The organism is Pseudomonas sp. NBRC 111138, assembly GCF_001320835.1.
Classification (GTDB): Bacteria; Pseudomonadota; Gammaproteobacteria; order Pseudomonadales; family Pseudomonadaceae; genus Aquipseudomonas; species Aquipseudomonas paracarnis.
On the sequence record NZ_BCBO01000063.1, the window covers coordinates 37,398 to 57,731 of the forward strand.

Annotated in this window: 18 protein-coding genes and 1 pseudogene; 12 read left to right on the forward strand and 7 right to left on the reverse strand. The window is 59.4% G+C overall.

Going from position 1 to position 20,334, the window contains the following annotated elements; genetic code table 11:
* Positions 1-6 precede the first annotated feature (6 nt).
* The 3 genes and pseudogenes from APH41_RS11200 to APH41_RS11205 all read left to right on the forward strand — a co-directional run bounded on the left by APH41_RS11200 (position 7) and on the right by APH41_RS11205 (position 2,392).
* Positions 7-783 (forward strand): alpha/beta fold hydrolase, encoded by a 777-nt coding sequence (locus tag APH41_RS11200; protein ID WP_054918943.1) that lies wholly within the window; start codon positions 7-9, stop codon positions 781-783.
* Positions 784-795: 12 nt separating this feature from the next.
* A pseudogene (locus APH41_RS29350) lies at positions 796-873 on the forward strand (creatininase family protein); the annotation flags it as partial.
* Positions 874-973: 100 nt separating this feature from the next.
* Positions 974-2,392 (forward strand): aldehyde dehydrogenase family protein, encoded by a 1,419-nt coding sequence (locus tag APH41_RS11205; RefSeq protein ID WP_054918944.1) that lies wholly within the window; start codon positions 974-976, stop codon positions 2,390-2,392.
* 99 nt (positions 2,393-2,491) lie between these two features.
* Here the strand turns inward: APH41_RS11205 and APH41_RS11210 are convergent, their stop codons facing one another.
* Together APH41_RS11210 and APH41_RS11215 are read right to left on the reverse strand one after the other, a co-directional pair.
* The gene (locus tag APH41_RS11210; RefSeq protein ID WP_054918945.1) at positions 2,492-3,703 is read right to left on the reverse strand and encodes a cytochrome c biogenesis protein DipZ; all 1,212 of its coding nucleotides are present in this window, start codon (positions 3,701-3,703) and stop codon (positions 2,492-2,494) included.
* 30 nt (positions 3,704-3,733) lie between these two features.
* Positions 3,734-3,994, reverse strand: a complete 261-nt coding sequence (locus APH41_RS11215) for a DUF2790 domain-containing protein (protein WP_014718446.1) — start codon at positions 3,992-3,994, stop codon at positions 3,734-3,736.
* Positions 3,995-4,298: 304 nt separating this feature from the next.
* On the opposite strand from APH41_RS11215, the gene APH41_RS11220 reads away from it, so the two are divergent.
* The 3 genes from APH41_RS11220 to APH41_RS28085 are packed head-to-tail and all read left to right on the forward strand — an operon-like array spanning position 4,299 to position 6,538.
* Positions 4,299-5,039 carry a response regulator gene (locus tag APH41_RS11220; protein WP_054918946.1) on the forward strand — a complete coding sequence of 247 codons (741 nt, stop codon included), beginning with the start codon at positions 4,299-4,301 and terminating at the stop codon, positions 5,037-5,039.
* The gene (locus APH41_RS11225; RefSeq protein ID WP_054918947.1) at positions 5,036-6,343 is read left to right on the forward strand and encodes a HAMP domain-containing sensor histidine kinase; all 1,308 of its coding nucleotides are present in this window, start codon (positions 5,036-5,038) and stop codon (positions 6,341-6,343) included. Before APH41_RS11220 ends, APH41_RS11225 begins: the two co-directional genes overlap by 4 nt.
* Before the next feature lie 12 nt (positions 6,344-6,355).
* Complete coding sequence (locus APH41_RS28085; protein WP_371262621.1) at positions 6,356-6,538, forward strand: DUF1810 family protein; 183 nt, start codon at positions 6,356-6,358, stop codon at positions 6,536-6,538.
* On the opposite strand, the gene APH41_RS11230 is transcribed toward APH41_RS28085, so the two are convergent.
* Both APH41_RS11230 and APH41_RS11235 read right to left on the reverse strand, forming a co-directional pair.
* A complete protein-coding gene (locus APH41_RS11230; RefSeq protein WP_256220260.1) occupies positions 6,503-7,444 on the reverse strand; it encodes an AraC family transcriptional regulator in 942 nt (313 codons plus the stop codon). The genes APH41_RS28085 and APH41_RS11230 overlap by 36 nt on opposite strands.
* Before the next feature lie 115 nt (positions 7,445-7,559).
* Positions 7,560-8,558 (reverse strand): AraC family transcriptional regulator, encoded by a 999-nt coding sequence (locus APH41_RS11235; protein WP_256220261.1) that lies wholly within the window; start codon positions 8,556-8,558, stop codon positions 7,560-7,562.
* Between the two features lie 170 nt (positions 8,559-8,728).
* On the opposite strand from APH41_RS11235, the gene APH41_RS29045 reads away from it, so the two are divergent.
* A complete protein-coding gene (locus APH41_RS29045) occupies positions 8,729-8,875 on the forward strand; it encodes a hypothetical protein (RefSeq protein WP_169918921.1) in 147 nt (48 codons plus the stop codon).
* Here APH41_RS29045 and APH41_RS11240 read toward each other — a convergent pair.
* Entirely contained in the window at positions 8,862-9,473 is a 612-nt protein-coding gene (locus tag APH41_RS11240; RefSeq protein ID WP_054918951.1) for a TetR/AcrR family transcriptional regulator, read from the reverse strand. The genes APH41_RS29045 and APH41_RS11240 overlap by 14 nt on opposite strands.
* A gap of 119 nt (positions 9,474-9,592) precedes the next feature.
* Between APH41_RS11240 and APH41_RS11245 the strand changes: the two genes are divergently transcribed.
* Genes APH41_RS11245 through APH41_RS11255 form a run of 3 tightly spaced genes read left to right on the forward strand, consistent with a single transcriptional unit; the run spans position 9,593 to position 15,322 of the window.
* Positions 9,593-10,750, forward strand: coding sequence for a MexC family multidrug efflux RND transporter periplasmic adaptor subunit (locus tag APH41_RS11245; protein ID WP_054918954.1), 1,158 nt, complete (start codon positions 9,593-9,595; stop codon positions 10,748-10,750).
* A gap of 27 nt (positions 10,751-10,777) precedes the next feature.
* Positions 10,778-13,909, forward strand: a complete 3,132-nt coding sequence (locus APH41_RS11250) for an efflux RND transporter permease subunit (protein WP_054918955.1) — start codon at positions 10,778-10,780, stop codon at positions 13,907-13,909.
* A gap of 3 nt (positions 13,910-13,912) precedes the next feature.
* On the forward strand, positions 13,913-15,322 hold the full coding sequence (locus APH41_RS11255; RefSeq protein WP_054896429.1) for an efflux transporter outer membrane subunit: 1,410 nt from the start codon (positions 13,913-13,915) through the stop codon (positions 15,320-15,322).
* Positions 15,323-15,420: 98 nt separating this feature from the next.
* On the opposite strand, the gene APH41_RS11260 is transcribed toward APH41_RS11255, so the two are convergent.
* Both APH41_RS11260 and APH41_RS11265 read right to left on the reverse strand, forming a co-directional pair.
* Positions 15,421-15,987 (reverse strand): TetR/AcrR family transcriptional regulator, encoded by a 567-nt coding sequence (locus tag APH41_RS11260; protein WP_054918957.1) that lies wholly within the window; start codon positions 15,985-15,987, stop codon positions 15,421-15,423.
* 205 nt (positions 15,988-16,192) lie between these two features.
* Positions 16,193-16,774 (reverse strand): TetR/AcrR family transcriptional regulator, encoded by a 582-nt coding sequence (locus APH41_RS11265; RefSeq protein WP_169918920.1) that lies wholly within the window; start codon positions 16,772-16,774, stop codon positions 16,193-16,195.
* Between the two features lie 403 nt (positions 16,775-17,177).
* Between APH41_RS11265 and APH41_RS11270 the strand changes: the two genes are divergently transcribed.
* Positions 17,178-18,602, forward strand: a complete 1,425-nt coding sequence (locus APH41_RS11270) for a DUF1329 domain-containing protein (RefSeq protein ID WP_054896431.1) — start codon at positions 17,178-17,180, stop codon at positions 18,600-18,602.
* A 21-nt stretch (positions 18,603-18,623) separates the two neighbouring features.
* On the forward strand, positions 18,624-20,267 hold the full coding sequence (locus APH41_RS11275) for a DUF1302 domain-containing protein (RefSeq protein WP_054896432.1): 1,644 nt from the start codon (positions 18,624-18,626) through the stop codon (positions 20,265-20,267).
* The last annotated feature ends 67 nt before the right edge of the window (positions 20,268-20,334 follow it).

The following is a 20,334-nucleotide window of genomic DNA, read 5'->3' on the forward strand; positions in this document are numbered from 1 at the left end:
TCAACAATGAAAAAAGTATTAACCGCACTGGCCGTCGCCGTCAGCCTGAGCATGGCGACACACGCCTGGTCGCAAACTGAAAAACCCACGATTGTGCTCGTACATGGCGCCTTTGCCGATGCGTCGAGTTGGAATGGCGTCGTGAAGATTCTCGAGAAGGACGGTTACCCGGTGGTTGCCGCTGCCAACCCATTGCGCGGTGTAAAGAGCGATGGTTCGGCAATCTCGGCATTGCTGACGAGCATTCATTCGCCGGTGGTGTTGGTCGGCCACTCCTATGGCGGCAACGTTATCAGTGATGCGGCCAACGATCATGCAAACGTCAAAGCCCTGGTTTACGTCAGTGCGTTTGCACCTGAGGCCGGGGAAACCGTCGCCGGGCTGGCCGGCAAATTCCCGGGCAGCACGCTGGGTCCAACGCTGGCTGCGCCTGTACCGTTGGCCGATGGGGGCAAGGACTTGTACATCCAGCAGGACAAATTTCACAACCAGTTCGCCGCTGACGTCCCCGCGAAAGAGGCGGCATTGATGGCCGCCACCCAACGCCCGGTAACGGAAGCGGCGCTCAACGAAGCATCCGGCAGCCCTGCCTGGAAGCATATTCCGTCCTGGTACATCTACGGCGACAAGGACAAGAACATTCCCCCGCAAGCCATGGCATTCATGGCCAAGCGCGCCGCTGCCAAAGCCGTGGAAGTGGTCAAGGGCGCTTCACATGTGGTGATGGTTTCGAACCCGGAACCGGTTGCCCGCCTCATCGAAAAAGCCGCCACGGCGAAATGACACGCCAAGGGCGAAGCGGCGCTTTCAGCGCTCTACGCCGAGGCGAGTTTTGCACGTCGCCCGGCGGGTTTCGTTTTGAAGTTGTGCAACGCTGAAACGCAAGAGAGGGGGGTATTCGACGCGGCCAACGCCTGGGCACACCGGGCGTTGTGCTTATCGCGGGCAACCGCAATCAATCAGGTACGCCACGATGTGGAAGATCAATCACAGTTACATTGACGGAGCATTCGTTCCTGTTCATGGCAATGAAACGGTGCAATGCATCAATCCGGCTACCGAGGCGGTCATCGGTACGCTCACTCTGGCTGATCGTGAAGATGCCAGGCGCGCTATCGCGGCGGCTTCGCATGCTCAAGTCGCGATGGGCCGCACCTCCAAGGCCGAACGTATCGACATGCTCGAGCAGTTGCAGGCTGCCGTGCTGGCGAGCACGAATGAAATTCGCGATACCGCCATCGAAGAGTACGGTGCGCCGTTTGCCCGTGCGCAATGGGTCAGTCGCTACGCTTCACAGTCATTTACCAATGCGGCGCAGGTGTTGAAACACTTCGACCTGAGTCGTTCGGTCGGTGACGCTACCGTGGTGATGGAGCCGGTCGGAGTCGCGGCGCTGTTTGCCCCCTGGAACAGCACCGCCGGGACGATATGCAGCAAACTGGCATCGGCCATCGCGGCGGGTTGTGCCTCGGTCATCAAACCGAGCGAGTTGAGCCCCTTGCAAACCACCGTGCTCGCCCAAGCGCTGCATCGCGCAGAGTTGCCCAACGGGGTTTTCAATATTCTGTTGGGACGCGGCAGTGATGTGGGTGACGAAATCAGCGCCAGCCCACTCATCGCGAAAATTTCATTCACCGGGTCCACCGCCACCGGAAAGCTCATTGCACGTGCCGGAATCGAGACCATGAAGCGAGTGAGCCTGTCGCTCACGGGGAAGTCGGCCTCTATCATCCTGGATGACGCCGATCTCGACATCGCCATTCCCCTGGCTCTGAATGCTGCGTTCATGAACAACGGTCAGGCATGTGTCGCTGGCACACGTCTGCTGGTGCCACGCTCGCACGCCGAGGACATTATCGAGCGCGTGAAAAGCCTGGTTGAAGCGATGGTCGTCGGCGATCCGCAGGATCCGGCCACTGCTCTCGGGCCGCTGATCAATCGCGCCCAATTCGACCGCGTACAAGCTTTCATCCGCCGCGGGCAGGCGCAAGGCGCGACGTTGATTATCGGCGGGGAGGGCAGACCGACCGGCTTGGACAAGGGCTATTTCGTCAGGCCTACGGTCTTTGCCGACGTCAGCAATGACATGGACATCGCGCAAGAGGAGATTTTCGGCCCGGTGCTATCGATCATTGCGTATGACTCGCAAGAACAGGCGATCGCTATTGCCAATGCCAGTCTCTACGGTTTGCAGGCTTATGTATTTTCCCGGCAACCGGAGCGTGCCCAACGCCTGGCGACCCAGTTGCAGGCCGGCTCGGTGTTGATCAACAGAATTTCGCCAGAGCTGCTGGCGCCGTTCGGCGGGGTAAAGCAGTCCGGTGTCGGCCGGGAGTTTGGAGTCTTTGGGCTGGAAGCATTTCTTGAGGCCAAAAGCATCGTGTCAGATTAGCTTGGGGTTGGCGGGAGAGGGTGGTCGCGCAACCCAGGCCGCAGGAGAAAAAGCTAATGGCCCACAGCACGTTGCCTGTGGGCCATGGGTTTTCAAGGGTTACGCGGCTGGAGCTTTCGCCTCCTGCAGCAGTTGCTGAATCATCTTTTCCTGCGTCTCGTAGCGACCTTCTCCGAAGTGGGTGAAACGCACTTGCCCTTTGGCGTCGATCAGGTAGTGCGCGGGCCAGTACTGGTTATCGAAGTTGCGCCAGATCGCGTAGTTGTTATCGATGGCTACCGGGTAAGTGATGCCGAGCTTTTTCACCTCATCCCTGACATTGCTGATGATGCGTTCAAAACCGTATTCCGGGGTGTGGACGCCGATTACCACCAAGCCATCCTTCTCGTACTTCTGCGCCCAGTCCTTCACGTACGGCAGGGTGCGCTGGCAATTGATGCAGTCGTAAGTCCAGAAATCGACGAGCACCACTTTGCCTCTGAGCGATTCACTGGTCAGCGCGGGCGAATTGAGCCATTCCACCGCGCCGGACAGCGACGGCATCGGGCCTTGGGCGTTGTCGAGGGTGGGTTCGGCCTTGGCCTTGCTTACCAGGTATTCGACGACTTTGGGGACGCTTTGCAGCACGCCTTTTTCCAGCACGCTGACGCCTTCGGACGACGCCCCGGCCAACAGCGTCTTGTCGGCACCGGTAGAAATCATCAGCGCTGCGGCCAGGACCGCAAAACCGGTGACGCGCCGCAGCCAACCAGTGACCGGAATCGAGGCCTTCAGGCGATTGACTAAACCGCGTCCGGCGAAAATCAGCGTACCCAACGACAGTGCACTGCCCAGGCCGTAGGCCACCAGCAGCAGGCTGGTTTGCGCATTGGCGCCTTGCAGCATGGCGCCGGTAAGGATCACCCCGAGGATCGGCCCGGCGCACGGCGCCCAGAGCAGGCCGGTGGCGACGCCGATCATCAGTGAACCCAGCGGCCCGGACATTTTGCGCGTCTGGGGGTCGAGGCGATTGCCCAGTAACACGAACGGGCTGGCCAGCCAGCCACTGATTCGTGCCGAGATCAGCGACAAGGCAAACAGCGCCATCACCACAAGTGCCACATGACGCCCGGCGTTGTTGGCCTGAATCACCCATTCACTGCTGACCACGGCCAGGCTGGAAATCAGCGCGAAGGTCAGAACCATGCCACCAAGGGTAAGCAGGATCGAGGAGCGTGTGCGGTCGATACCGGCGAACAGAAATGGCACGACCGGCAGGATACAAGGGCTGAGGACGGTCAATAAGCCGCCCAGTAATGCGATGAGGAACATAAGGGTCTCCTGATGAAATGTGGGCAGGGCTCAGTTATCGCTGTGGCATTCGGCAAATTTGCGGTAGTTCAAGATCTCGGTCTTGCCCTGCGAATTCAGGTAGGTCAGCTGGGCATCGACAATGCCGCAGGCAGCCCCGGCATCCTGTGTCAATGCCACCACTTTCTGGATGTCCAGGTGCGTGCCGTAGGTGTAGGTCTGCGGCGTGACGTCGGCTTCGGCGCGGGCCGAGAAGGTGCAGATATTCAGGGCGGCAAACAGGCAAGTGGCATAGAGGGTATTGGTGTTCATGGTCGTTTCCTCAAGGCTTCATGGGTTGGGTCGTTCGGTTGAGCCGAGGCGCTAGGGTTGGCCTCGATGTGGCTCATTAGAAGCCCGCGAGGTATCTCGTCTGTGTCAAAAACAGGCGCGGATAAATCGGTTCGTATCAGGACCCCGTCCCGATACACAGCCATACAAAACCTAGGAAATTGTTGTTTTTGCCTCTGCATGTATCCTTCGCCACAGCAGATACACTGCAATACAAACCGCCGCGGGCGAACGGGCTCAGCCTCTATAGACTGAGCCGCAATTTCCAATGACAGAGGCTTGGCCCATGGAACACGTTGATCACATCCTCATCGTGGACGATGACCGTGAGATTCGAGAGATGGTAGGCAACTACCTGAAGAAGAACGGCCTGCGCACCACCGTGGTTGCGGATGGCCGCCAGATGCGCTCGTTTCTCGAGGCCACGCCGGTAGACCTGATCGTGCTTGACATCATGATGCCCGGCGACGATGGCCTGGTGCTCTGCCGCGACATTCGCGCCGGCAAACACAAGGCTACGCCGGTGCTGATGCTGACCGCCCGCAACGACGAAACCGATCGCATCATCGGCTTGGAAATGGGCGCCGACGATTACCTGGTCAAGCCGTTCGCTGCCCGTGAATTGCTGGCGCGCATCAACGCTGTGCTGCGCCGTACGCGCATGCTGCCGCCCAACCTGGTCGTTACCGAAACCGGAAGGTTGCTGGGGTTCGGGCGCTGGCGCCTGGACACCTCCGCCCGCCATCTGCTTGATGAAGACGGCACCATGGTCGCCCTCAGCGGCGCTGAATATCGCCTGCTGCGGGTGTTCCTCGACCATCCGCAACGGGTACTCAATCGCGACCAGTTGCTCAACCTGACCCAGGGCCGTGACGCCGACCTGTTTGACCGTTCCATTGATCTGCTGGTCAGCCGCCTGCGCCAACGCCTGCTTGACGATGCCCGCGAGCCGGCTTACATCAAAACCGTGCGCAGCGAAGGGTATGTCTTCTCGCTGCCAGTGGAAGTGCTTGGAGCACCGGCATGAAGCCTTCGCTGCATTGGCCTCGTACCCTCATCTCGCGGCTGTCGCTGATCTTTCTGGTCGGGTTGACCCTGGCGCAGGCCTTGTCCTTCGGCGTGCAGTATTACGAGCGTTACGAAACCGCGAAAAACACCATGCTCGGTAACCTGGAAACCGATGTATCGACGTCCATTGCCATCCTTGACCGCTTGCCCGCCGAGGAACGCATGAGTTGGTTGAAACAACTGGATCGACGCAATTACCGCTATTTGCTCGGCGAAGGCTCGCCAGGCGTCGCTCTGCGTGACACGCCGATTGCAGTGACCTCGATCAAGGAGGCCATCGGCAAGGATTACCCGATGACCGTGACAGACATTCCGGGGCCTATCAAACATTTCCAGGTCCATCTGAAACTGGCCGACGGCAGCCCGGTGACCATCGACGTGCGCCCCTCGATGGTGCCGTTGTCGCCGTGGCTGCCGGTGGTTTTGCTGGGCCAGTTGGCCTTGATGATTCTATGCACGTGGCTGGCTGTGCGTATTGCCATACGCCCGCTGACCCGCCTGGCCCAGGCCGTGGAAAACCTTGATCCCAACACTCACCCGGTGCATCTGGATGAACAAGGCCCGACCGAAGTCGCACACGCTGCCATCGCCTTCAATGCCATGCAGGCGCGCATTGCGGCCTATCTGAAAGAACGCATGCAACTGCTGGCGGCGATTTCCCACGACCTGCAAACCCCGATCACGCGCATGAAGCTGCGTGCCGAATTGATGGACGATTGCGGCGACAAAGACAAATTGTGGAACGACCTCGGCGAGATGGAGCATCTGGTGCGTGAAGGCGTTGCCTATGCCCGCAGCGTGCATGGCGCCACCGAGGAAAGCCGCCGTACCGATCTTGATTCATTCCTCGACAGCCTCGTGTTCGACTACCAGGACATGGGCAAGGACGTGCAGCTCAGCGGCAAAAGCAACGCAGTGATTCACACGCGGCCCCACGCGCTGCGCCGAGTGCTAGTAAACCTCACGGATAACGCGCTCAAATTCGCCGGTGCAGCGCAACTGCGGGTCGAGCCGAAGGAGGGCGACAGCCTCTCGGTGACCGTGATGGATCGTGGTCCCGGCATTGCCGAAGAGGAGCTGGCCCGTGTGATTGAGCCATTTTACCGCGTGGAAAATTCGCGCAACCGCAGCACCGGCGGCACGGGCCTGGGCCTGGCTATCGCCCAGCAACTGGCACAAGCACTCGGCGGCACCCTGACCTTGAGAAATCGCGAAGGCGGCGGACTGTGCGCTGAACTGAGATTACCGACGCGCTCATCGTAGGAGGAGCGAATAATGCAGGATTCGTTCAATCTGTCCCGTTTCGTCGAGGCGCAGCGCCGGGTGTTCAGTCGGGTCATGGACGAGCTGCGCGCGGGCCGCAAGACGAGCCATTGGACGTGGTTTGTCTTCCCCGCAAACGCAGGGGCTGAGTCGCTCCGCTCAAAGCTGATCTTTCATCCGGCTCGTAATCAATAAAGGCTGCCTGCTCACCCCCGACTGGCTGCACCACTCAAGCGCAGACATACCAAACCAGCGATGAAACGCCCGCGAAAAAGTGCTGACATCGGCGTAACCCAGCAGATGCGCCACGTGTGTAAGACTGACTGTCGGAACCAGCAGGTAATTGCGTGCCAGTTGTTGGCGAGTCTCATCCAGCAACTGCTGAAAAGACGTATTTTCTTGAGCCAAGTGGCGCTGCAAGGTTCTTGGGGTGACTGCCATGCAATCGGCCACCTTGTCGATCGTTGCACGTCCGCTGGGCAACAAGTTACGCAGCAATTGCCTGACGTAGCCAGGCATCACGTCTGTCGACAAGCGCTCTATACCTGATAGATGTGTAGCAAGAATCTGATGTAGTGCTTCGCTGGAGCGATCCAGTGGTTGCGCCAGCACGCATGCGTCAAATAGCAGACCAGTACGTGCTGCTGAGAACGTTGGTGTAATACCCAGTGCCTGGCGATAGCCCCACTCATCGGCAAGGGGCGGATGACGAAGCATTACCGCCTCAGGTTGCCATTGATCCCCCGCCAACGCGAGCATCAGTTTTAAACCGACACCACACGCCAGTTCTTCTGCTTGAGGCAATCCGACAATCGACATCTCATCGGTTCGATAACTCAGCAACGCGACGCCTTCGACAACCTCCAAATCAACCTGTGCCGCGCCGTTGTACAGCCCGAAATTCGCGCGCAGTTCGAGCAATGCATCGCCGATGGTTCGAGCGTTGTGGATCAGGAAAAACATATCACCGAAGACGTCGACACCTTGGTGGAGCCCGAATTTCAGGCCGAACAATGCGTTATTCGAACGCTGCCGGCACATTTGCAACAAGCTGCAATATTGTTGGAAGGAGAGGATATCTTCCGGGCGCTGCAGCGACATCGCAGGCACACGGGCCTGTCGCAGTATACGGCTCGGGTCCAGACCCTGACGCCGGGCAAATTGATCGAACCCCTGTCAGACTGATTGCACGAATGAATGGATTGGACGCCATTTTTTACCCAAGAGTTTGTTGCATGCGCTGCTTCCACTTCTGCGGGCTGACGCCATTCCAGCGCGTGAAAGCCCGGGAAAAGGTGCTCAGGTCGGCATAACCCAACATACCTGCCAGCTGTGTCAGGCTGATCGATGAGTCGCAGAGGTAGCGTGCGGCCATCGTCTGGCGCGTTTCGTCCAGCAGCTCCTGAAATCGCGTGTTTTGTGCCCGAAGATAGCGTTGCAAGGTGCGCGGGCTGATCATCATGTACTTGGCCATGTCGCGAAGGGTGACCGGACCATTGGCAAGCTCATTGCGTAGCCTTTTTTGCACATAAGACGGTAATTCTTGCAGTGTTACGCGCGCTAACTCGTCGATCTGTTGCTGGGCTAATAGTTGACACCTGACGTCTGTAGCTCCGAGAGGTCTCGCCAGTAATGACTCATCGAAAACCCAGGCATTGACGGTGCTGTCAAAGCACGGAGGGACACCCAGCAGCGTGCGATAGGCAATGCGGCTGGCCGGAGCGCTGTGGCGCAACATCAGAGCTCTCGGTTTCCAGGCGTACCCTAGCAGTTCGCGGAGCAAGCATGCGGCAACTCCCATCGCCAGTTCCACTGTCTGATGTACTGAGGACAACGTACCGTCAATGACTTCGTACACAAGAAGGGCACTGCCGCCTCGGCGTTCAAGGCGCACTAGTGCGCCGTCACTGTGTATATGGAAATAGCGTGTCAGCAGATTCAGCGATTCGCCCACATTGGCCGCGTTACGCATGGCGTACAGCAGAGTGCCTAGACTTTGCGTGCCTTGGTGCAAGCCTAACTGTAAGCCGAACAAGGGATTGCTCGACCGTAACGCACATAACTGGACCAACGCATTGAATTGAGCGCCGGATATTTGAGCGTTCAGCGGATCTTCGGGCAGGTCTACCTCCGCCAGCGCCGAAACCGGATCAATCCCCTGACTGGTAGCAAACGCCTTGAAACCAAGCAAAGCAACACCACGCACTGTGGACATCATCTGAGCCTCTCGAATGAAATACTGCCTTTGGCCTGAGAAGTATTGGCACGATATGCAAAATCTCTGGCGCGATATGCAAAGCTTTCACCCTTGTCCCGAGACCACACTCGAACGACCAATAACAAAAGACCTGCGTTCGGCCCAAGGCTGGACGATGGAGGTATACGATGCGTCGGTTTCTGTTCGCTTTGCTGGTGGTCGCGCTGATTTCGGGTGCGCTGTATGTTCAGCCACGGCCCGCTGACCACAATGTTGTTCATCATGCCAATCACCCGCCGGTTGCCAGCATCAGCGATGCCTTCACGCATTTCTGAGGACTGAAGCGTGCTCCTGCAAAGAGGCGTGCTCGCGGAACTCGCCACTAGAAAGTGCTCCGTGCAGGAACATTTGCTCCAGCGTTCGGGCCGACTCGGCGTTGGCTGCACGCCCGCGCTGTTCGGCATCCACCAAGCCGTAGACCAGGGTGATGAACAGCTCGGTAAAAATCGCTGCGGTAATGTCGATGCGAAACAGTCCTCTTTGCTGACCTCTGAGGAAGAACTCGTCTAGCGCCGCCAGGTAAAACTGCCAGCGTGTGTCACCCCGTTCGAAGTCGAGGAAGTCTGGGCGGTATTGCGCCATAAGAAAGGCAAGCAATTCGCGATGAGCCAAGTGCTCGCGGATCAATCGACGCAGCGCGTCCAAGGGCTGCAGGTGCTGCAAACCGGCGCTGCGGATAATCAGATTGAGCGTACTTTCGGCGTACTCCTCCAGTCTCTGCCCTAGATTTTCCCGTGTCCCACAGTAGCGGTGCAGGGTCGCTTTACTCATGCCCGCCAGTTGCGCCAGCTCTTTCATTGTCGCCCGGGGGCGATTGACAACCGCCATAGTCAGCGACTTGAGCATTTGTTCATCATGGGAATTGGGTGTCATCACCACGCCTTTAGCGATGTTTATACAGGGATCACAATATTCTCATATGAGACAATGTTGACTCATTAGAGTTTGCAAAGTAGCATCCGCACCAAGTTCAATCAAGCCTTGGGTGAGAGATGGGAAATTTGCGTGCGATAGGGATGGCAGGCTCGCTGGCAGCGGCCATTGCGCTGGCCGGGTGTGGGCCGTCGAATGAACAAACGGATGTGGCCGAAGTGGCGCGTGCTGTAGAGGTGCTGGCAGTAAAGACGGAGCCTCTGGCTCTGACTTCGGATTTGCCGGGCAGGGTAGAGCCCATGCGAGTCGCCGAGGTGCGCGCGCGCGTGCCAGGCATCGTGATGCAAAAGCGTTTTGAAGAGGGCGCGGATGTCAAAGCCGGGGACCTGCTGTTCCAGATCGACCCGGCGCCGCTAAAGGCGGCCTTGTCGCGAGCAGAGGGTGAATTGGCCCGCACCCAGGCCGTCGCACTTGAGGCACAGGCGCGGGTCAAGCGCTATGAACCGTTGGTGAAGGTCGAGGCGGTCAGCCAGCAAGACTTCGACAGTGCCATGGCCGACCTGCGCAGCGCCCAGGCGGCCACGCGCTCGGCTCAGGCCGATCTGCAAAGCGCGCGCTTGAACCTTGGTTATGCTTCGATGACTGCACCGATTTCCGGGCGTGTCGGCCGTGCACTGGTAACCGAAGGTGCGTTGGTCGGTCAGGGGGACGCGACGTTGATGGCGCGGATTCAACAGCTTGATCCGGTCTATGTCGATTTCACTCAGTCGGCCGCCGACGCGCTGCGCCTGCGCGAATCGCTCAATGGCGGAAAACTCTCCGCTGATGACAGTAAGACGTTGTCGATTCGTGTCGACGGCACCGCTTTTGAGCGTCAGGGCGCACTGATGTTTACCGATATCGCCGTTGATCGCGGCACCGGGCAGGTGTCATTACGCGGCAAGTTCGCCAACAGCGACGGCGTGTTGCTGCCGGGCATGTTCGTGCGCGTGCGCACGCCTCAAGGCACCGACAAACAGGCCATTCTCGTGCCCCAGCGCTCGGTGCAGCGCGGCAGCGATGGCGGCGCGCAGGTCATGGTCGTCGGCGCCGACGGCCGCGCCGAAGCGCGCAATGTGGCGACCGGTTCCATGCAGGGTTCGCGCTGGCAGATCAGTGAAGGCCTGAAGGCTGGCGATCAGGTGATTGTCAGCGGACTGAGCGGCCTGCAACCAGGTGCCAAGGTCGTACCCGCCCAGCCCCAAGCCCAGGCTCAGTCGCCTGAGTCGCACCAGTAAGGGCGCCGTCGCCGCGAGGATATTCCGATGTCTCTGTTTTTTATCAAACGCCCGAACTTCGCCTGGGTGGTAGCGCTGTTCATTTCTCTGGCCGGTCTGCTGGTCATTCCGATGCTGCCGGTAGCGCAGTACCCCAACGTCGCGCCGCCGCAGATCAAGGTGACGGCGACCTATCCCGGCGCCTCCGCGAAGGTGCTGGTGGACTCGGTCACCAGCGTGATCGAAGAGTCGCTCAACGGTGCGAAGAACCTGCTGTATTTCGAGTCGACCAACAACTCCAACGGTATCGCCGAAATTGCAGTGACGTTCCAGCCGGGCACAGATCCGCAGCTCGCTCAGGTTGATGTGCAAAACCGCTTGAAAAAAGCCGAAGCGCGGATGCCGCAAGCCGTGCTGACCCAAGGTCTGGAGGTGGAGCAAACCAGTGCCGGTTTCCTGCTGATCTATGCGCTGAACTATAAGGAAGGCACCCAGCACAGTGACACCACCGCATTGGGCGACTACGCCGCGCGCAACATCAACAACGAGCTACGCCGGGTTCCGGGCGTCGGCAAGCTGCAGTTCTTCTCCTCTGAAGCGGCGATGCGCGTCTGGCTCGACCCGCAGAAACTGGTGGGCTACGGGCTATCCATCGACGACGTCAGCGCGGCCATCCGTGGCCAGAACGTGCAAGTGCCGGCTGGCAGCTTCGGCAGTACGCCGACCAGCAGCCAGCAGGAACTGACCGCCACCCTGGCGGTGAAAGGTACGCTGGATAATCCGGAAGAATTCTCTCGTATTGTCCTGCGTGCCAACGAGGACGGTTCGACGGTCAAACTGGGCGACGTCGCCCGCGTGGAAATCGGTCAGGAAAGTTACAACTTCAACTCGCGCCTGAATGGCAGACCCGCCGTGGCAGCGGCGATCCAGTTGTCGCCGGGCGCCAACGCGATCCAGACCGCAACTGCGGTCAAGCAGCGCCTGGCCGAACTGTCGGCCTACTTCCCGGATGACGTGGAATATTCCGTTCCTTACGACACCTCGCGTTTCGTTGATGTCGCGATCGAGAAGGTTATTCATACCCTGATCGAAGCGATGGTCCTGGTATTCCTAGTGATGTTCCTGTTCCTCCAGAACATCCGCTACACCTTGATTCCGTCGATCGTGGTACCGGTGTGTCTGCTGGGCACGCTGCTGATGATGTACGTGCTGGGCTTCTCGGTGAACATGATGACCATGTTCGGCATGGTGCTCGCCATCGGCATTCTGGTGGACGACGCCATTGTCGTGGTGGAGAACGTCGAACGGATCATGGCCGAGGAGGGCTTGTCGCCGGTCGACGCCACGGTGAAAGCGATGGGGCAGGTATCGGGCGCGATCATCGGTATCACCCTGGTGCTTTCGGCGGTGTTCATGCCGCTGGCATTCATGTCCGGCTCGGTCGGTGTGATCTACCAGCAATTCTCGGTATCGCTGGCGGTGTCGATTCTGTTCTCCGGGTTCCTCGCGCTGACGTTCACCCCGGCGCTATGCGCCACGCTGCTCAAGCCGATTCCACAAGGGCACCATGAAAAGCGCGGCTTCTTCGGCGCCTTCAACCGTGGCTTTGCCAAGCTCACCGATCGCTATTCAGTCCTGAACAACGGGCTGGTGGCGCGTTCCGGCCGGATGATGTTGGTGTACCTGGGCATTATCGCCATGCTCGGTTACTTCTACCTGCGCCTGCCGGAATCGTTTGTGCCGGTGGAGGACCAGGGCTACATGATCGTCGACGTCCAGCTGCCGCCGGGCGCGACCCGTACCCGTACCGAATCGACTGGCGAACAACTGGAGCGTTACCTGGCTACCCGTGACGCGGTTCAGTCGACGTTCCTGGTGTCCGGCTTCAGCTTCTCCGGGATGGGCGATAACGCAGCGCTGGCATTCCCGGTGTTCAAGGACTGGTCGGAGCGTGGCGAAGATCAATCGGCCATGGCAGAAGTCAATGCGCTGAACGAGCAATTTGCCGTGGCCAACGACGGTGCGGTGATGGCCGTGCCACCGCCGCCGATTGACGGTCTGGGCAACTCCGGTGGTTTCGCCCTACGCCTGCAGGATCGTGCCGGCCTGGGTCGGGAAGCGTTGCTCGCTGCTCGTGATCAGGTGCTTGGTCAGGCCAACGGCAACCCGAAAATTCTCTATGCGATGATGGAAGGTCTGGCGGAGTCGCCGCAATTGCGCGTAGTGATCGACCGTGACAAGGCGCGCACCCTGGGGGTGAGTTTTGAATCGATCAGCAGTGCGTTGTCTGCCGCTTTCGGTTCGGAGGTGATCAACGACTTCACCAATGCCGGCCGCCAGCAGCGCGTGGTGGTGCAGGCCGAGCAGGGCGACCGGATGACTCCGGAAAGCGTGCTCAAACTGTACGTACACAACAGCGCGGGCGATCTGGTGCCGCTCAGCGCTTTCGTCACCACGCATTGGGAGGAAGGTCCGGTGCAGGTAGTGCGCTACAACGGTTATCCGTCGGTGCGCATCGTCGGTGATGCCGGGCCGGGCTACAGCACCGGTGAAGCCATGGCAGAAATGGAGCGTATCGCCGCGCAGTTGCCGGCCGGTTTCAGCTACGAGTGGACCGGTTTGTCCTACCAGGAGAAGGTCTCCAGTGGTCAGGCCACGCAACTGTTTGCGCTGGCCATTCTGGTGGTGTTCCTGCTGCTGGTGGCGCTGTACGAGAGCTGGGCGATTCCGTTGACCGTGATGCTGATTGTGCCGATCGGCGCCATCGGTGCGGTACTCGCGGTGATGGTCGCTGGCATGCCTAACGATGTGTACTTCAAGGTCGGTTTGATCACCATCATAGGTCTGGCGGCGAAGAACGCGATTCTGATCGTCGAGTTCGCCAAGGAACTCTGGGAAAAAGGTTACAGCCTGCGCGACGCCGCGATCGAGGCTGCACGGCTGCGCTTCCGGCCAATCGTGATGACCTCCATGGCCTTCATTCTCGGTGTGGTGCCGCTAGCACTGGCGACCGGGGCAGGGGCTGCAAGTCAGCGGGCAATCGGTACCGGGGTGATCGGCGGCATGCTCAGCGCGACACTGCTGGGTGTGTTGTTTGTACCGATCTGTTTTGTGTGGGTGCTATCGATGTTGCGCAGTAAACCGGCTCCCATTGAACAACCCGCTTTGGCTCAGGAGTGACGCATGCGTATTTCAGGATTTTCTACGCTGGTGATCGCCATGTTGTTGGCCGGTTGCTCGTTGGCGCCGACCTATGAGCGGCCCGTCGCACCGATTGCGGACAACTGGGCGGGCGAGTCGTTGAAACAGGGCGCTCCGATCAACCAGTTGGCGTGGCAGTCGTTCATCGTCGATCCCGACCTGCGCCGTCTGGTGGGTGTTGCGCTGGATAACAATCGCTCGTTGCGCCAGACCCTTTTGGACATCGAGCAGGCCCGGGCGCAGTACCGCATTCAGCGGGCCGATCGGGTTCCGGGGCTGAATGCAAGCGCGTCCGGCAACCGCCAGCGCTTGCCGTCGGACCTGGCCAGTGACGGCCGGGCAGGGGTGGCCAGCCAGTATCAGGTCGGTCTGTCGCTGCCCGAATACGAGCTGGATCTGTTTGGCCGGGTAAAGAGCCTCAGTGACTCTGCGCTGCAGGAATACCTGGCCACCGAAGAAGCAGCCCGCGCCGCGCAGATCGCGCTGATCGCTGAAGTCAGCCAGGCCTATCTGGTTCACGACGGCGCCCAGCGTCGGCTGGAGTTGACCCAACAAACCCTGAGCAGCCGCGAATACTCGTTCGCGCTGATCAGTCAGCGCCGCTCCAGCGGCACGGCGACAGCGCTGGATTATCAGGAAGCTCTGGGGCTGGTGGAACAGGCGCGGGCCGAACAGGAACGCAATCTGCGCGAGAAGCAGCAGGCGTTCAACGCGCTGGTTTTGCTGCTGGGCACAAAGGACGCGGGCAAGGTGATTCCCGAGCGGCTGACGACGCAGCCGATGCTGGTGCAAGACATCGCTGCGGACACCACATCGACGCTGATCGAGCGCCGGCCGGACATTCTTGCGGCCGAGCATCGACTGCAAGCGCGCAATGCCGATATCGGCGCGGCACGGGCGGCGTTCTTTCCGCGTATCAGCCTGACCGGCAGCTTTGGTACTTCCAGCGCGCAGATGTCCGGTCTGTTCGACGGCGGTTCGCGCTCCTGGAGTTTCGTACCGAACCTTTCGCTGCCGTTGTTCGATGCTGGTCGCAACAGTGCCGGGCTGAGTCTGGCCGAAGCCCGCAAGGATTCAGCTGTGGCGGCCTACGAAGGCACGATTCAGACGGCGTTCCGCGAGGTCGCCGATGCATTGGCTGCCACCGACACCTTGCGCCGGGAGGAGGCCGCGCGCCGCGCGCTGGCCAATACCAGCACTGAAACCCTGAGTCTGGCCAAGGCCCGATATGAAGGCGGTATCGACAGCCACCTGCGTTATCTCGATGCGCAGCGCACCAGTTTCGTCAATGAAACAACGTTTATCGAGGTCAGCACGCAACGCCAGATTGCTCTGGTCGATCTGTTCCGTTCGCTGGGCGGAGGTTGGTCCACGCCGACAACCGTTAGATAACGCCTGACAAGAGCTCCTTTGGTTGGCGCATCCAACCGCCTTTGCCCCGCAGACCGAAAGGTCTCGGGGCTTTTTTTTCCAGGAAAACCGAGTAAGGCTTACAACGCACTCGCTGCGCCGGCCGCGCCATGCAGGAACATCTGTTCCAGCACATTGGCCGAGTTGGCACTGGCCGCGCGCCCACGGCGCTCGGCATCAACCATGCCGAAAATCATGGTCAGGAACAGCTCCGTGAAAACCGCGGCGGTGACATCGATACGAAACGCGCCCAGTTGCTGGCCACGCAGAAAAAAAGCATCCAGAGCGTCAGCATAAGTCTGCCAGCGGTCGCCCTCACCATTGACCGCAAACGTGTCGGGGCGGTACTGAAAGAGCAGGAAAACCAGCATTTCCCGATGCGCGAGATGCTCGTTGATCAAACTGCGCAAGGCCTGTACCGGCTCGCCGTGCAACAGGTCGGTGGTGGTGGTGATCTGGTTCAGCACCGTCTCACCGTGGTTTTCCATCATCTGCACCAGGTTGTCACGGGTGCCGCAAAAGCGATGCAGCGTAGCCTTGCTGACGCCAGCCGCTTCAGCCAGTTCCTTGAGTGTCGCCCGAGGGCGATCCACGATGGCCAAGGCCAGCGCCTTGATAAGTCGTTCGTCTTGAGGAGTCAGGGTCATCAGTCGGTCTCGAATCGAATTTCAATCCGCCGAATTGTGCAGGAAAAGCTCATTACTGCAACGAAAACCACCGAAATAGAGCAAATGACTTCATCTGAGACAGTTTTGTTCATCACGGGATCGGCGTTGCGCACCGTTCGAATGTCATGAATTGTAAGAAGCCTGCGCGATCTGATCCCCATGCGGCGCCTGGGCAAGGATCGACTCAGTGACTGGCCACCAACAAGGCCAGCGCAGTGCAAGCAGTCTCGGTTTCGGCTCGCAATCGATCCAGATCACCGTGGGCCGACCAGGCAATGGTCAGCCCGTCTACCAGTTGAATCAGCAAGCGGCTGGACGCCTTTAAAAACGCTTCGCTCAACTCAGTTCCCATGGCTCGCTGCAGCGCCTGCTCGGTGGCTTCAATGGCCACCGAGTAAATCTTGCTGGCCATTTGCGGGTCATTGCGCATTGCCCAGAAGAACAACTCGGTCTGCGCCCTGGCCGCATCCGGATGATCGATGAACCAAGTGATCAATTGCCGCAGAACTTCGGCTGCCGTCGCCGCAGCAGTGGCCCCGGCCGGTACCTGTTCCAGCGCTTGCGGTGGCAGGCTGAACAGCGATTCGTAGACCGCATAAAACAGGTCGTTCTTGGTATGGAACACGTAATGCAACGAAGCTAACGGACAGCCGGCTTGCGCCGCAATACGGCGGGTCGTGGCATTGGCTACGCCATGCTCGGCGATCACTCTGATCGTTGCCTCGACGAAATCCTGCCGGCGTAATTCAGCGCCCATTCTGGCCATGGTTCAGCAATCTCCTTTATTCCTGGCGCCCTATAACGACAAGGGCGATGTCGACGCTTGCGGATCCTACAGCAACAAATCACCAGGCGTCATGAATGGAAAGGGGACATGAAACGGCTGCACCAATAATAGTAACAACTGTTTCGTTATTTCCCGAATCGGTGCGTTTCGGCGAAACAAACGGAAACATCCTCCGGCAGTTTTATCGCGCTGTGTACCCCGCGATCGCGCAATCGATTGATAAGAAACGACTAATTCCCGCTCTGTGGATCTTGGCACCGGGCTTGCTTTGATTACTCGACTTGGTCATTTGATCAAGTCAGTTGATTAGGTTAGCGCAGGCAACGGGTTGCCACCGTAAAGACCACCCCGTTGCTGATCAAGGCCCACGAGGATCCCTCCCATGAACACAGTGATTGAGCGCCCCCATAACAATTTTTCTATTGGCGTCGTAATCCGGCATCTGGTCGCGGCCGTCGCTGCCTCGGCGTTTTTCTGTACGGCACAGGCAGCAGATAAGGATCCAGCATTACTCGGCACCAAACTGACTCCGCTGGGAGGCGAGGCGGCGGCCAGTGCCGACGGGGTGATTCCCGCGTGGACAGCACCCGGTCCTCAAGGTGGCAGTTGGACCCATGGCCAAGTGCGCGGCAAGCAATGGACGTTCAAGGATGACAAGCCGCTGTTCAGCATCGACTCGGGCAACGTCGATAAATACGCCAGCAAGCTTTCACCGGGCCAGGTAGAAATGTTCAAGAAGATTCCCGGCTACCGGATGGACGTGTACCCGACACGACGCAGCTGTGGCGTGCCGGATTTCGTCGCGCAGAACACGAAGAAGAACGTCGGTTTCGCCAAGCTCGACGGCGACGGCCTGGCGTTGCAGGAAGCCTATGTTCCAGGCATTCCGTTTCCATTTCCAGCCTCGGGTGCCGAAGTGATGTGGAACATGAAAATGCGCTATCGCGGCGTTGGCTTCGATATGTCGAAAACCGTTTCCGGAATTTCGCCACGCAAGGGCAGTGAAGACTGGCTGCGCACCTCCACCGACTGGTTCATGTACACACCATGGGGCGTGAAGGGCAGCGCGCTGTTCTCGTCATTCGATCGCCTGGAAGTCGCCACCTACTTCAGCTACACCGACCCCGCCGCGCTTGCCGGACAAGCCGGGGTGGTCACCACCAAGGCCGGCGAGCAAGCCACCACGTTCTATTACTTCCCGGGCCAGCGCCGCGTGCGGCGCATGCCGGCGTATTCCTACGACGCACCGCAAATCGGCCTGGACAATCAATACACCATCGATGAATCCAACGTGTTCTTCGGCCCCATGGACCGCTTCGACTGGAAGCTGCTGGGCAAGCAGGAAATGCTTGTGCCCTACAACTCGTTCGGGGCCTACGACAACTCGGCGAAGATCGAGGAGGTGGCCAAGCGCGACTTCATCGCTCCCGAATCGCGTCGCTATGAGCTGCACCGCGTGTGGGTGGTCGAAGCGACCGTCCGCCAAGGCATGCGCCATCAGGCACCGAAGCGTCTGTTCTACATCGACGAAGACAGCTGGAACGCGCTGATGGCGGTGGACTACGACAAGCAGGGGCAAATCTGGAAGGTCCGCGAGGGTTACACAATCCCGGTGTACGAGACCGGCACCTGCGACATGGAAGCCCAGGCGCAATACAACCTGGTTGACGGTCGCTACCTGTACGACATGACCTCCATTGGCACCGGCAAGAACGACCATCGCTGGCTGACCGACGGGGCGAGCAATCCGCGCCTGAAACGCGACTTCTACACCTCCGACAACCTGCGCGCCAACAGCGAACGCTGATAGCGGCTTTCGGGAGCAGACATGAAAAAAATAATCAGTAGAACCTCAGGTCTTGTCATCGCGTGTGCAACCCCATTTGCCATGGCGTTCACCTTTGAAACCGAAAACATTCGCGGCTCTTTCGACTCCACCATCGCCGTGGGCATGGGACTGCGCACCGAATCGCGCGGCTGCAACCTTATCACTAGCGGCCCCGGCGGGCACAATCCACCCAGCGGCTGTCTGGCGCCCAGCGCAGGTGTTGGTGACCAGGGCGACTTGAACTACGACCGGGGCGACCTGTTCACCAACTACATAAAAGGCATCCATGAACTGGTGCTGAAGTTTCCCGAAGACTACACGTTCATGGCGCGCGGTAGCTGGATTCGGGACTTTGCCGCGACCGACACCAGCGGTGCGCTATCGGCTAACCGGCCTGAAGGTGTCGGTAGCGACGGCCTCACCAGTGGCGCCCGAGACGATCTGGAGTTCAAGGCGCGTCTGCTGGATCTGTGGGTGAGCAAGAGTTTCGATGTCGGTGACCAACGTGTTCGCGCTCGCCTGGGTAATCAGGTGATCAACTGGGGCGAGAGTCTGTTCGCTGCTGGCGGCATCAACAACACCAACGCTTACGATGTCATGGCATTGTCGCGTCCCGGTACCCAGCTCAAGGAAGCCTTGCTGCCGGCCCCGATGTTGAGCCTGGCGTCGGGGCTTGGTGCCGGGGTGAATATCGAGGCGTATTGGCAGTTCAATTGGAACAAAAGTGAATTGCCCCCGGTAGGGAGCTATTGGTCCACCACCCACGCGCTGGGTGAGGGCAGGGGTACCTACGGGTACGATGAAAAAGAGGCGCGCAACAGCGGCCAATGGGGCGTGTCACTGCGCTGGCAGCCTGACAACACCGATCTCAACCTGGGTCTGTACGTGATGCGTTATCACGACAAACTGCCGTCACTGAGCGTGCAGGTGGATCCGCAAACCTTCGCCGCGGCGCCGACCTGGGAATATCCGGAAGACCGCATGATGTACGGCATCAGCGCCAATATGCCGGTCGGCGACTGGGCACTGGGCACCGAGTTGTCCTATCGTCCCAAGGATGCGGTACCGCTCAACCCGGTCATCGACGCTTGCGCCGCCAACGGTGGCAAATGCTGGAAAGACGCAAAGAAACTGCAATGGCACCTGACCGGCATCTACAGCATGACGCCGTCCAACTCGCCGACCTTGCTCGAATTCACCGGTGCCAGCACCGGTACCTTGTTGAGCGAACTGGTGGTCGTGAAATACCCCGGTCTGCATAACGACTACGCCGGGGAACCCATCGCCGCCGGCCTTAATACCTGGCAACTGGACCCGGCCATCGCGCCGAGCGCCAAGGGTAACAAAACCTCCTCTGGCATCAGCCTCGATTTGAGCCTGACCTATGACAACACGCTCGTTCCTGGCTGGCAGGTCACGCCGGGAGTGTTCTACTCGCGCTCGATCAACGGACGCACCCCGAACCTGTCGGCCACCTTCACCGAAGACGCCAGCAGCATGAACCTCTACCTCAACTTCGTGCGCAATCCGGCGAGCTGGCAAATCTCGGCCAACTACGCAAAGTTCATGGGCGGCAAGACCCCTTACGATCAACTGCTGCGTGATCGCGATTACGTTGGCCTTGTGGTTTCCCGAACCCTGTGAGGCGCGCCGTGAACAGTTCCCTGAACCTTAAGCAAAGCACTTCGCGCGGCGTGTTACCGCGCATCGA